Source organism: Bradyrhizobium sp. SZCCHNR1093 (genome assembly GCF_032381175.1).
In the GTDB taxonomy this organism is placed as follows: Bacteria; Pseudomonadota; Alphaproteobacteria; order Rhizobiales; family Xanthobacteraceae; genus Bradyrhizobium.
Genome location: NZ_JAUHJJ010000009.1, coordinates 1 through 12,519 on the forward strand (window position 1 = coordinate 1; position 12,519 = coordinate 12,519).

13 protein-coding genes and 1 pseudogene are annotated in these 12,519 nt (G+C 65.9%); 7 read left to right on the forward strand and 7 right to left on the reverse strand.

Annotated elements, in window-relative coordinates; translation table 11 throughout:
• Positions 1-380, forward strand: a 380-nt coding sequence (locus tag QX070_RS24485; protein ID WP_315739727.1) for a hypothetical protein, incomplete at its 5' end; no start/stop codon positions are given.
• A 137-nt stretch (positions 381-517) separates the two neighbouring features.
• On the opposite strand, the pseudogene QX070_RS24490 reads toward QX070_RS24485, so the two are convergent.
• The 4 genes and pseudogenes from QX070_RS24490 to QX070_RS24505 all read right to left on the reverse strand — a co-directional run.
• A pseudogene (locus QX070_RS24490) lies at positions 518-843 on the reverse strand (amidohydrolase); the annotation flags it as partial.
• A 139-nt stretch (positions 844-982) separates the two neighbouring features.
• Positions 983-1,210, reverse strand: a complete 228-nt coding sequence (locus tag QX070_RS24495; RefSeq protein WP_315739926.1) for a hypothetical protein — start codon at positions 1,208-1,210, stop codon at positions 983-985.
• A 330-nt stretch (positions 1,211-1,540) separates the two neighbouring features.
• Positions 1,541-1,747 (reverse strand): PRC-barrel domain containing protein, encoded by a 207-nt coding sequence (locus tag QX070_RS24500; protein ID WP_315739728.1) that lies wholly within the window; start codon positions 1,745-1,747, stop codon positions 1,541-1,543.
• A gap of 139 nt (positions 1,748-1,886) precedes the next feature.
• Positions 1,887-2,198 (reverse strand): tannase/feruloyl esterase family alpha/beta hydrolase, encoded by a 312-nt coding sequence (locus QX070_RS24505; RefSeq protein ID WP_315739729.1) that lies wholly within the window; start codon positions 2,196-2,198, stop codon positions 1,887-1,889.
• 365 nt (positions 2,199-2,563) lie between these two features.
• On the opposite strand from QX070_RS24505, the gene QX070_RS24510 reads away from it, so the two are divergent.
• Complete coding sequence (locus tag QX070_RS24510) at positions 2,564-3,922, forward strand: LLM class flavin-dependent oxidoreductase (protein WP_315739730.1); 1,359 nt, start codon at positions 2,564-2,566, stop codon at positions 3,920-3,922.
• Positions 3,923-3,934: 12 nt separating this feature from the next.
• Here QX070_RS24510 and QX070_RS24515 read toward each other — a convergent pair whose 3' ends face one another.
• Positions 3,935-4,585, reverse strand: coding sequence for an aspartate/glutamate racemase family protein (locus tag QX070_RS24515; protein ID WP_315739731.1), 651 nt, complete (start codon positions 4,583-4,585; stop codon positions 3,935-3,937).
• A 116-nt stretch (positions 4,586-4,701) separates the two neighbouring features.
• Positions 4,702-5,364, reverse strand: coding sequence for an O-methyltransferase (locus QX070_RS24520; RefSeq protein ID WP_315739732.1), 663 nt, complete (start codon positions 5,362-5,364; stop codon positions 4,702-4,704).
• A gap of 93 nt (positions 5,365-5,457) precedes the next feature.
• Here QX070_RS24520 and QX070_RS24525 point away from each other — a divergent pair, with 93 nt between their 5' ends.
• The gene (locus QX070_RS24525; protein ID WP_315739733.1) at positions 5,458-6,108 is read left to right on the forward strand and encodes a TetR family transcriptional regulator; all 651 of its coding nucleotides are present in this window, start codon (positions 5,458-5,460) and stop codon (positions 6,106-6,108) included.
• Between the two features lie 400 nt (positions 6,109-6,508).
• Here QX070_RS24525 and QX070_RS24530 read toward each other — a convergent pair whose 3' ends face one another.
• The gene (locus tag QX070_RS24530) at positions 6,509-7,261 is read right to left on the reverse strand and encodes a hypothetical protein (protein ID WP_315739734.1); all 753 of its coding nucleotides are present in this window, start codon (positions 7,259-7,261) and stop codon (positions 6,509-6,511) included.
• 1,452 nt (positions 7,262-8,713) lie between these two features.
• Between QX070_RS24530 and QX070_RS24535 the strand changes: the two genes are divergently transcribed.
• The 4 genes from QX070_RS24535 (at position 8,714) to QX070_RS24550 (ending at position 12,518) form a co-directional block, all read left to right on the forward strand.
• Positions 8,714-9,643 (forward strand): aliphatic sulfonate ABC transporter substrate-binding protein, encoded by a 930-nt coding sequence (locus tag QX070_RS24535; protein ID WP_315739927.1) that lies wholly within the window; start codon positions 8,714-8,716, stop codon positions 9,641-9,643.
• 80 nt (positions 9,644-9,723) lie between these two features.
• The gene (locus QX070_RS24540; protein WP_315739735.1) at positions 9,724-10,344 is read left to right on the forward strand and encodes a nitroreductase family protein; all 621 of its coding nucleotides are present in this window, start codon (positions 9,724-9,726) and stop codon (positions 10,342-10,344) included.
• A gap of 92 nt (positions 10,345-10,436) precedes the next feature.
• Positions 10,437-11,732, forward strand: a complete 1,296-nt coding sequence (locus QX070_RS24545) for an O-acetylhomoserine aminocarboxypropyltransferase (RefSeq protein WP_315739736.1) — start codon at positions 10,437-10,439, stop codon at positions 11,730-11,732.
• 3 nt (positions 11,733-11,735) lie between these two features.
• Positions 11,736-12,518: an alpha/beta hydrolase gene (locus tag QX070_RS24550; RefSeq protein WP_315739738.1), complete on the forward strand. Its 783-nt coding sequence runs from the start codon at positions 11,736-11,738 to the stop codon at positions 12,516-12,518.
• Position 12,519 lies beyond the last annotated feature (1 nt).

Consider the following 12,519-nt stretch of genomic DNA (forward strand, 5'->3'; position numbering starts at 1 on the left):
GCGCGAAAACCATGGTGTTACCTTTGAAACATTGTCCGCCGAAGTCTTCTCGTCCGATCCCAGAACCAAAAGCCGAAGCTCTCAATCCCGAGACCCGCAAGGACTCCGCCGTCCACGTTTCTCTTTCTTCATCTTCACTTGTCAAACAGCCCGCACTTGTTAGTTCGCTTGAACTAATTAGTGCAACTTCTCTGGTCTCTTTCGCCGTCGAAGTCCCCGTTGCCGGGGCGCTTCACATAGCTGATTTTGAGAGACCGTCAAGAGCTTTTCTGAAGAAAAACTCAGGAGCCAGTCGGAAGAAAAAACACCAAAGAAAGCAACGTTGGTCCCGAAAGTCGGGGGCCTCAGTCATCAGTGATGTCCGGCTGGCGTGGTGGTGAGATAGTGCGGCGCCGCATCCCGTGCAAGAACTTTTTGCGACGGCTGTGCAGAAATGTGGATAGCGCTGTCGCCCCCCACGCTCGGACCCGTCACACGCCGTTTCCGTTCCATTTTGAAACGGTTGGCGCGCGCAGCGTCAGGAATTGCTCGTGTGCGGTTGCACCAGCGCACGATACGAGTGCGGCATCCGCATGCGGGACGAGATCTTTCCGCCGGACGACGTTGGTCGGATGGAAGCTGTCGAGATTGCTGGTGTCGATGTCGACGGTCTCGATCCCCTCCCCCGCCTGCGACGATCGCCTCACGGCGCGGAAACGCTGATGTATCCGGACCGAACACGCCGCTGAGCCCGGGATCGAAATTCGCGGCGTCGCACACATTCGCGAATGCGAAGTAGGCGTTGTTCTCACCACCGCGAACACGGAGGTGAGGCCAGTGCTGCAGATCGGCACCGGCCGGGATGCGTCTTGCGATAGGTTGAGAGGGTGCCGTCCGGAATTGGCCCGGCCTCGGCCGGATCGGTCAGCCCTGTTGCCGCAAGTTCCGGAAACACCACTGGCAGCGCCGCGCCCCCCTCGTCCGACGCCGGCGCGAGACGGCGTCAACGCGATCGCGGCGGAGTGCTGCGTGCTGGAGCCGTCAGGAAGCGATCGAGCTCGACGATCGCTTCGGCCTCGCGGGCGCGCCGCAGCTGCCTGGCCTGCTCGATGCCCGGCGGCAGACGTTTCGCCCTGTCTCGCGCCTCGCGCGCCATCTCTAGCAACCGCTCACCCAACGACATCGTCTGCTTGACACGCCGACGCCGTTTCTTCCGACCTTCTACTTCCATGCGGGTTTGCATCCAGTTTCATTGATGCGCACCGACAACTCTAGATCAGGAGATGCCGGGCGCATCAACATAAGTGAATCGGCCGCGACCACCCTAGTCCGGGCGGCAGAGCAGCAGCGGCCGGCCGCGCCGGGAGCATCGAGGCTAGCTGCAGCGCCGGCCCGCTCTCGTATCATTTGATATGCGATACACAGGTCTTCCGGCAGGCCTCTGCAAAGGCCGCTCGAGAAGTTCGAACGCTCGATCCGATGCCCCACGCAACGCCATGCGACGCGTAATCAAGCCGTTTCGATCGTTTGAGCGTTCCAAATCCGAGACCAACGCCGCCGCTCAGGATTGCGTGAACTTGATGGTCGACACCGGCCAGCGCCCGTCATGACCGCGAAGGGTGATGCGCAATCCATGCAGCTCATCAAGATACACCTGCTCCACGGTTCCGGCCTTGCCGTCGCTCAAGGCCACGCATTTGCCGATCAGCTCGGTCTGGACGTGCTCGAACTCGCACAGAATGGTGAAGGCTCGCGTCTTGGCAACCATGAGGGACCGGTGTGTGGGCTGATGGAGCCGCAACGCTGCGGAGACAGGTCGGCTGGCAGATAGATCGGCTCATCCCCCTCCCGGGTCAACCGCTCATCAAGAGATCGTGCACACCGTGCAGACGGCATGCACGACCTGTTCAGCGGCACTCGAAATTCGCTGCATCCTCGAGGCTGCCGCTGCCCTTGGAGGTCAGCACCTTCGGGAACGCGCAGAGATCGCGCGTGCGCCCGGGCCGTGGTACATCGGCCGCACGCCGCGCGGTGGCGTGGATCGCCTCAGGCGCCGCGGCCGTGCCCTCCGCCCATTGGTCCAGAGCGGTCAGCAAGTGAAACTGATTGGTGGCGGGTCCGCCGCCGCAATGGTTCATGCCGGGAACCAGGAACAGCCACGCGACCCGGCAAGCGGCACGCGATAGGCCCGGCGCGCCCGCGATGACGCCGTCGAACAACTCGGGGAAGCGCTGCCCCAGAGGCGGTCACGCCCGCGGGTGCCGGCGGTGCCAGTTGCACGCCGCCCGCGGCGACGAACTCGGCCGTGACGACGCGCCCGCTGTCGGCGAAGCCTTGCGCGAGCGCGGCGCAACTCGCCTTGAAATCCTGCGCATGGACGGAGGCCACAGCCGACGATGTCAGTACCAGCGCGGCCAGCGTCGTGATCCGGATCGCCGTCAATCTCGTCCTCCCCACGTGCGGGCCACGGCCCGTCCTGCGCCGTCATTGATCCGCGGCGCGCAGCGGCCGTGCGCATCCACGCGATTGAAAACCATAGGCGAAGCGTGCCATCTGGTCGGCTCAAGACAGCGTCGAGGACATCATGGCTGCGGACATCCGGTTGAATGCGTTTGCGATGAACTGCGTCGGGCACCAATCGCCCGGCCTGTGGCGGCATCCGCGCGACCGCTCCTCCGACTACAATCGCCTGCCCTATTGGCTCGACCTCGCCAAGACCTTGGAGCGCGGCCGCTTCGATGGACTGTTTCTCGCCGACGTACTCGGCGTCTACGACGTCTATGGCGGCAACCCCGACGCGGCGCTCCGCCACGCCATCCAGGTGCCCGTCAATGATCCGATGATGCTGATCTCGGCAATGGCCGCCGTGACCGAGCATCTCGGCTTCGGCGTCACCTGCACGCTGTCCTATGAGCCGCCCTACCCGTTCGCGCGGCGGATGTCGACGCTCGATCATCTCACCGAGGGCCGCATCGGCTGGAACGTCGTCACCGGCTATCTCGACAGCGCCGCACGCGGCATGGGCAGGGAGCGCCAGACCGCGCATGACGACCGCTACGACGTCGCCGACGAGTACATGGAGGTCGTCTACAAGCTGTGGGAAGGCAGCTGGGAGGACGACGCCGTCAAGCGCGACCGGACCAGCGGCGTGTTCACCGATCCCACGAAGGTTCACCGCGTCAGCCATCGCGGCGAGAACTACCAGCTCGACGCCATCCATCTCTGCGAGCCGTCGCCGCAGCGGACGCCGGTGCTTTATCAAGCCGGCACCTCGCCGCGCGGCCGCGTGTTCGCCGGCCGCCATGCCGAATGCGTGTTCATGTCCGGCCCGTCGGCCAAGATCATCGCGCCGCGCGTCGCCGCCATCCGCCAGGCCGCCGCCGACGCGGGTCGCGCCGGCAGCGACATCGTCATCTTCAGCATCGCCACCGTCGTGCTCGGCGAGACCGATGCGGCGGCCGAGGCGAAGTTTGCCGACTACCGCCGCTACATCGACCACGAGGCGTCGCTGACCCTGATGTCGGGCTGGACCGGCGTCGACTTCTCGACCTACGACCTCGACCAGCAGGTCCGCCACGTGCTCAACGATGCCGGCCGCAGCGCCATGGACAACGTCACGCGCGCCGATCCGGACCGGGTGTGGACCGTGCGCGAGGTTGCCGAGCATGTCGGCATCGGCGGCATCGGCCCGGTGTTCGTCGGCGGGCCTGCGAAGGTCGCCGATCTCGTCGAGAGTTGGATCGAGCAGACGGGCGTCGACGGCCTCAACCTCGCCTTTGCGCTGTCGCCGGAGAGTTTTGCCGATGTCACCGACATGCTGGTGCCGGAGCTGACCCGACGCGGCCGCTACAAGAAGGCCTACCAGCCGGGAACGCTACGCGAGAAGATGTTCGGCCGCGCCCGGCTCGCGGCACCGCATCCGGCGGCGAGCTACCGGCCGTAATGCTGCTGGCACTCAGCCCGACAGACGCGACAGCAGCACAGCCACCGCTGCCTCGATCGGCTTGATGATCGGCACGGCGAATTGCCGCTGCAACTGATCGGCGGCCTGCGCCAGCGGCCCGCCGCCGATGATCACGGCCTCGGCGCCGTCCTCGGCAATACAGGCGCGCGTGGCGTCAGCCAGGGCGGCAGCAAGCCGCGCCGGATCGGTGGCGAGCGCGGCCGGGGCGCCCTCGGTCAGCCGCGTCCCGGTGAACTGCGCCGACAGCCCGAGTTTCTCTGCAAGGCCTGCGATGCTCACGACCAGCGCCGGCGTCACCGTGGCGACGCCGAAGCGCCGCCCGCTTTGCGCGGCCTCGCGCATCGACGCCTCGCCGATCCCGACCACCGGCAGCGGGCAGAGCTTGCGCAGCTCCGCGGCGCCGGGATCGCCGAACGCCGCGACGATGATGCCATCGCAAGCATCGCGATGCGCGCGGCCGATATCGACCACTTCCGCCGACGATGCGGCCAGCGCCTCGGCATCCACGATCATGGCCGGCGCCCGCGTCGCGGTCGCGCCGACCACCTCGGCCCGGCCGGCGCAACAGGCGGCCGCAATCGACACCATCATCGCGGTGGTCGCGGCCGAGCTGTTGGGATTGATCAAGAGGATGCGAGGCATGCAGGTCGGTCGCTCATGATGACGGGACTCTCCTCGTGAACAATCGTCGGCCAAACGTCAACTCCAGGCACATTCGCCTATGAGGGTGGCGGGCATCGCCGTTCGTCGCCGGCCGCTCACACGATCCGCATCGACAATTCGACTTCGTCGCCGAACGGCACCGACAGATAGCCGTTGGCCGGCGAACGGACGTAGGCGAGGTAGTCGGGGCTGTGGTCGGCATTGTCAGCGACGATGAACGCGCCGGCGCTGAGCCGGCTCTCGAGCAGCGCCAGGATATCGCCATACAGCGGCTTGGCGCCGTCGAGCAGCACGAGATCGATGGTCTCCGGCAGATCGGCGCTCAGCGTCTGCAGCGCATCGCCCTGGCGGACCTCCACCAGATCGGCCAGGCCGCCCTCCGCGAGGTTGGCACGGGCACGGGCGACCTTGGACGGCTCGAACTCCGTGGTGATCAGCCGCCCGCCGCCATTGTCACGCAGCGCCGCGGCGAGGAACAGCGTCGAGATGCCGAACGACGTGCCGAATTCGACGATCGATCGCGCACTGACGCCGCGCGCCAGCATGTAGAGCAGCACGCCGGTGTCGCGCGACACGGGCAACGGAAAGTCCTTGAGCTGCGTGTAGAGCTCGACATGGCCGGACCTGCTGCGCATCAGTTGCGCGCCCCGTTCGGCCATGCCGGCGAAGATCGGGCTCGTCTCCGGCCGCAGCAACGTGGCCTCGGCAAGCAGGCGATCCAGCAGCGGCGCTACCGGCTGAGTGGTCAGGGTGATCATTGATATTCTCCGTGTTCTCGATGCGTGTCGTTTGCGTCGAAGTCAGAATACGAATAATCATTCGCATTCGCTAATCGCATTTCGGAACGCTCCATGGCCCTGGTTCGAAAAGCCCCGATTTCCCTGCGAAAACTGCCGAAACAGGCACGCTCGGCCGACCTCGTCGCGGCCATTCTGCAGGCGGCTGTTCAGGTTTTGACGAAGGAAGGCGCGCAACGCTTCACCACTGCGCGCGTCGCCGAGAAGGCCGGCGTCAGCGTCGGCTCGCTCTATCAGTATTTTCCGAACAAGGCGGCGATCCTGTTCAGGCTGCAGAGCGACGAGTGGCAGCAGACGACGGAACTGCTGCACGGCATTCTGGAGGACACGCGCCGTCCGCCTTTGACGCGATTGCGCGCACTCGTTCACGCGTTCCTGCAATCGGAGTGCGACGAAGCCGCGGTGCGCGGCGCGCTCGACGACGCCGCCCCGCTCTACCGCGATGCGCCCGAAGCGCGCCGGGCCAAGGCCAGTGGCCGCCACGCCATGCTCGCCTTCATGCACGAGGTGCTGCCTGGTGCTGGAGAGGCCGAGCACGCGCGGACAGCAGACCTGATCAAGACGACGCTCAGCCAGGTCGGCAAGCACTTCTCGGAGACGCCGCGCAGCCGGGCCGAGATATCGGCCTATGCCGATGCGATGGCCGACATGTTCTGTGCGTACCTCTCCACCGCGAACAAGCCTCACAGACGCAAGGCCGGGTAGTCCCGCAGCCGGCGCGTCCCCGCCTCTCCTTAGCGCGATACTTCTTAGGTGTTTGCGCAAGGACGGCGGACAGGATTGCACTTGTTTGTTCGCACGTCGAGGTTTGCGAGTACGGCGAAGCTGAAAATCCACTTGGGCGGGAAGTTTCCTGCCTCGGGATCGCGCAGCCATCCTACAAGGAACTGTTTCCGCATCACGTGAAAGCGTACGAAAGTCGGCTCAAAGAGTGACATTCGTCCGCTTCTGCCCATCCCGGGCCTTTCGGTCGAAGCTTGCGACGTCGGTTCTAGGGGTTCAACCGGAAGTAGGCCGTCGGACGGCGGCTTTGACCCAAAGCGAACGATCACGCTGCACCGGCAGAGTGCGTGGAGCGGCGTCACATTTGGGTGGATCAGAGGGGCTAACCTCTGACGCCGGGACCGCCGTTGCGCTGGGGCTTGGGCGCACAGTTGTTGTTCTCGGAGGTAGGTTCGCACTTCAAGACGTGGTCCTTGACGAAACCTCGGATCGTGCCGCCCGCCCGCCTCAGGATGCCGGGGTCGGACGGGGTGTAGGTCTGGTCGCATTTCGACATTACCGAGGCGACCTTCGTCATCTCGTTGCTCGCGCCGATCTGCACCGACTCCTTGCCGCAGCTGCCGGAATTGATCTGCTTGAGCAGTTCGATTCGCTTTCTCCCGAGGGCGAGAATGGGCCCGCACTGCTCACGCTCGCTGGCCCTCTGCCACAGACCCTTCAGCCTGTCGTCGTGAGCCTGCAGCGAGGCGATGTTTCCCGCCTTGCAGGCCCGATCGGGGGCGTCGGCCACCGTATCGGAGGCGCGCGAACGGGCGCTCGCCGGCGCCGGCCCGATCCGAGTCGCGGTGGCCGTGCCGGTCGACATCGACTTGCCGTCGGGCGCCAGCGTGTAGTTCCAGGTGCCGAGGCTGTTGGTGTAGGTGAGGACGTTGCCCGAGCAGGTCCAGGTGCCCTGCACGCAGGCGGGATGTTCGCTGCACAGCGCGCGGCCGTCGGCCTTCACCGAACCGCGGTTGCCACTGCCGGAATGCCGCCACTCGCCGACGAACTTGGAGGCACAGCTGGCGGGCGGCGCGGCTAACGCCGGGGTGGCGAGGGTAGCGAAAATCAGGGAAGCCGCAATCAACGATCTCATCAATATGTCTCCTTTGGAATGCGGCAGCAATCCTACAGACCGGCGTCGGCGCGGCAAGGCCGACCGCCTGCCTTTTCCCCGACATGAGTCGAGGCAACCCCGCGATAGCTGCGGGTTCTCCAACCATGCAGGCGTCGTCGGTGTGGGCGGCGGCTTCACCAACGTGCTGCGCAATGTAAACACGGCGCATGGCGACAAAGATTGTCACCATTCAGCTGATCGAGTGGACGTCCTGAGGAATGTGCTTGGCGACGACGAGTTGCCGCCTCCATTGCCATGTCCGCCCGTGGCCCGGGCTCGGACTACCCGGTCTACGCTTGGGATGCCCGCAATGGGCTGAGTGCGAACGCCGCTGACTCGGTCGCGGAGGCTTGCTTTAGTCACGGGCTGTCCTCCCGAATGCGCTTGCTCCGCGGCTCCTGCCCCCAATGGCTGCCGATTTGTCGCACCGCGCAAGTCGGAGGCCTCAGGCCAAATCCGCTCATGAGCTCCCGCGCTTCATCTCGGCCGGCAGATGCAAGGCCGTTCGATCGGACAACCCGCCCAAACCTCTGCGGAGAGTTACTAAGACGTAGATGGCCGGGACGAGGCCCGGCCATGACGTGGAGGCAGAGGGGCTCAAGCTGATTGTCATATGCCAAAGCTCCAGGTCTTGCGTGACGAGCCTATTGCTTCTCCTCGCGCTTGCGCGACGGAACGAAATTCGCCCGCGTTCTCAAGCTGATTTGCCCTGTCCAGTCCTCCTGCGAAAAACATTCTTGTTTCTTTTTTTCGGAATTTGTGGTTGTATCACCCTATCCCGCCCGATCGAGAGGGGCGCTTCGCGAACGTCACGAAACGTTGGTGCGGGATGCGATGGCCGGTTCTCGTCGCAGCGTGCGTCAAGCGCGCGGACGAACGATGGGAGCCGGACGGCGAAATCGCGTGGTCCTGATACTCCGACGCTAGTATCAAGTTCGCGAAGATGCTTGCGTGTCTCGCGGATGACGGTGGCCAGAAAGCCCGGCGCACCGGGGAGATCGCGTATAAGCCGTAAGCCCATTGCGCAGGGAAGGCCGGATGTCCGGCTGATCCTGTGGTAACCGCCGCGTGCTTCCTTTTTTGCACGCGGGCCATGGGTGTCAGTCGACGCCCGGCCTTCCCTGTGCCCTCTCTCGATGGAGGGACGAACGGCAGACACATCTCGGACGCCCTGCGCGTCGCGAGGATGCGAGCGGCTGTCTCGTCAGATCTCGCGCGCCAAGAAAACAAAACCTCTCGCGGCACGGGCACATGAGAAACTTTCATCTCCATATGAACATATCTGCAAAATTGCGCAGGGCTCACGATCCTGCGAATGATCCTGGACAATTGCATGCAACCGCCTGTTTGGGAGATTGCCGAATGACACCGTCCTTCAGCGGCCTGCGCCGCGCGCGGCCCTTGCATCTCGCCCGTCGCGGCGTCCTGATGATGGCCGCGGCCCTGCTCGGTGCGCTCGCCACGTCGCAAGCCGACGCAGCCGAGACGCTGCGCATCGGCTATCAGAGATCCTCGACCCTGATCGCCCTCCTCAAGACCAATGGCGAGCTGGAGAAGGCGCTGGCGCCGCTCGGCATCAAGGTGTCGTGGCACGAATTCTCCAGCGGCCTGCCGCTGCTGGAAGCGATCAACATCGGAAGCATCGATGTCGGCGCCGATGTCGCCGATACCGTCCCGGTGTTCGCGCAGGCCGCGGGCGCGAGGCTCGCTTATGTCGCCGAGGAGGCCGCCTCGCCGTCGGCGCAGGCGATCCTCGTGGCAACGGCTTCGCCGGCCAAGACGCTCGGTGAGCTGAAAGGCAGGAAGATCGCGGTGACCAAGGGCGCCGGCAGCCACTATCTGCTGCTCGCCGCGCTCACCAAAGCGGGTCTCACCTTCAAGGACATCACCCCCGCCTATCTGCCGCCCGCCGACGGCAGAACCGCCTTCGTCAGCAGCAACGTCGACGCCTGGGTCGCGTGGGATCCGTTCCTGACCAGCACCCTCCGCCAGTCAGGGGCGCGCGTGCTCGCCGACGGCAGCGACGGGCTTGCCAGCTACAAGCGCTACTATCTCGCATCCGCCGACTACGCCGCCGGGCACGGCGACGCCCTCAACGTCATCTATGGCAAGCTCGTCGAAACCGGCAAATGGGTGAAGGCCAATCCGGGCGCCGCGGCGAGCCAGCTCGCAGCGCTCTGGGGCATCGATGCCGCCACCGTCGAGGAGGCCAACAGCCACCGCTCCTACCAGGTCGGCGCGGTCACCGCGGCCGGCCTCTCGGAGCAGCAGAAGATCGCGGACGCTTTCCTTGCGGAGCGCGTGCTGCCGGTGAAGGTGGATACATCTGCGTTGGCGATCTGGACTCCCAAAGCGCCGTGAGCCACGCAGAGGCGAGGATCGTGCTCCGCAGCGACGCGCGGCACGAGGCCCGATGACGAGTCTGAACGAAGGAGACCCCCGTGACTGCCCATCTTCCCCCGCCGACCGACCGCGTCACCGAGCATCCGGCGCATCGCATCTTCGTCGATCGCTGGTCGCCGCGCGGCTTCAGCGACGAGGCGCTTCCGGAGACGGAGCTCCTGACCTTCATCGAGGCGGCACGCTGGGCGCCCTCCTCCTACAATTCGCAGCCCTGGCGCTTTCTCTACGCGCTGCGCGGCTCGGCCGAGTTCGACACCTTCCTGGCGCCGCTGGTCGAGTTCAACCGCGGCTGGGCGCAGCATGCCGCGGCGATCGTCTACGTGCTGTCGAAGAAGACCTTCATCCCGGCGGGCAAGACCGAGCCGGCACCGACGCGCACGCATTCCTTCGATGCCGGCGCGGCCTGGGCCAATTTCGCCAACCAGGCGGCGGTGTCCGGCTGGATCACCCACGGCATGAGCGGCTTCGACGTCGCCGCCGCACAGACAGCGCTCGGGGTGCCCGACGGTTTCGCCGTGGAGATCGCGATCGCGGTCGGCCGCAAGGGCGATGGCGAGAAGCTGCCGGCCATGCTCAAGGAGCGCGAGAAGCCGAGCGCACGCCTGTCCATCGCCGAGATCGCCTCGGCCGGCCTGTTCCCGCAGCGCTTCGGCGGCTGATCGATGTCGCAGGGGCGGCGCACCGCGCCGCTCCTGACTGACGGCGAAATCTGTGGCAGAAGATGCGATCTGCTTGAGGAGAGTTGATCCGCATGCCGCCGCCGAAACCGCCCGCCTTCGAGACCCTGAGCCTGCACGCGGGCCAGCACCCGGATCCCGCGACCGGCGCCCGCGCGGTGCCGATCTATCAGACCACGTCCTACGTGTTCGACGACACCGAGCACGCCGCGGCGCTGTTCAATCTCGAACGCGCCGGCCACATCTATACCCGCATCTCCAACCCGACCACGGCCGTGCTCGAGGAGCGGCTCGCCGCGCTCGAAGGCGGCGTCGGTGCCGTCTGCACCGCGAGCGGCCAGGCGGCGCTGCATCTGGCCATCGCCACGCTCCTGAATGCGGGCGATCACATCGTGGCCTCCTCCTCGCTCTATGGCGGCACCATCAACCTGCTCGCGCACACGCTGCCGCGCTTCGGCATCACCACGAGCTTCGTCAAGCCCAGGGATCACGACGGTTTCCGCGCCGCGATCAAGCCGAACACGCGGCTCCTGATCGGCGAGACATTGGGCAATCCCGGTCTGGAGGTGCTGGACATCCCCAAGGTCTCGGCGATCGCGCATGCGGCCGGCGTGCCGCTCCTGATCGACAACACCTTCGCGACGCCCTATCTCAGCCAGCCGATCGCCCAAGGCGCCGACATCGTGATGCACTCTGCGACCAAGTGGCTCGGCGGCCATGGCATCGCGATCGGCGGCGCGATCATCGATGGCGGCCGGTTCGACTGGCGCGCGTCCGGCAAGTTCCCGCAGCTCACCGAGCCCTATGCCGGCTATCACGGGATCGTCTTCGACGAGCAGTTCGGCGCGGCCGCCTTCATCATGCGCGCGCGGACCGAAGGCCTGCGCGATTTCGGCGCCTGCCTGTCGCCGACCAACGCGTTCCATCTGCTGCAGGGCGTCGAGACGCTGCATCTGCGCATGGAGCGGCACGTCGCCAACACCCGCGCCGTGCTGGAGGCGCTGACTGCCAACAAGGCCGTCGACTGGGTGCTGCATCCTTCGCTCGAGACCCATCCGGACCATGCGCTCGCCAAGGAGCTGTTGCCGCGCGGCGCCGGCTCGATCATCTCGTTCGGCATCAAGGGCGGACGTCCCGCGGGGCGCAAGTTCATCGAGAGCCTGAAGCTGATCAGCCATCTCGCCAATGTCGGCGATGCCAAGACGCTGGTGATCCACCCCGCCTCGACCACGCATCAGCAGATGGACGCAGCCCAGCTCGCTGCGGCCGGAATCGGCGAGGAGCTGATCCGGCTCTCGGTCGGCATCGAGGCGGCCAGCGACATCATCGACGATCTCGGACAGGCGCTGCGCGCCTCGCAGAAGGTGTGAGCCATGCAGCTGTCGATCGGAGATCACGAGGTCTTCGCCGCCACGGGCGGCCGCGACTTCGATTCGTCCCTGCCCGCCGTCGTCTTCATCCATGGCGCCGGCTTCGATCATTCGGTCTGGGCGCTGCACAGTCGCTGGTTCGCCCATCATGGCTTTGCCGTGCTGGCGCCCGATCTGCCGGGCCATGGCCGCTCGGCGGGACCGTCGCTGCCGACCATCGCTGCGATGGCCGATTGGATCGTCGCGCTTTTGCAGGCGGTGAACGCGAAGCCCGCTCACCTGATCGGCCATTCGATGGGCTCGCTGATCGCGCTGGATGCCGCGGCACGCCATCCCGATCGCGTGTCGGCGCTGAGCCTGATCGGCACCGCGGCGACGATGACGGTCGGGCCTGACCTCCTGAAGGCCGCCGAAGCCAACGATCACGCCGCCATCGACATGGTCTCGATCTGGGGCCTCGGTTTTGCCGCCGAGCTCGGCGGCAGCCGCGCGCCGGGCTTGTGGATGCATGGCTGCGCGCAGGCGACCTTGGAACGCTGCGCGCCCGACGTGCTGTTCAACGATCTCTCGGCCTGCAACGAGTACCAGGATGCGCTGGCATCGGCGGCCAGGATCAAGGTGCCGACGCGGCTGATCCTCGGCGAGAAGGACATGATGACACCGCTGAAGGCCGGCAAGGCGCTGGCGGCTGCGATTGCGCAATCGCGCACGACCGTCCTGCCCGGCGCGGGACATACGATGATGACAGAATGCCCGGATGCGCTGCTCGATGCGCTGATCGAATAGC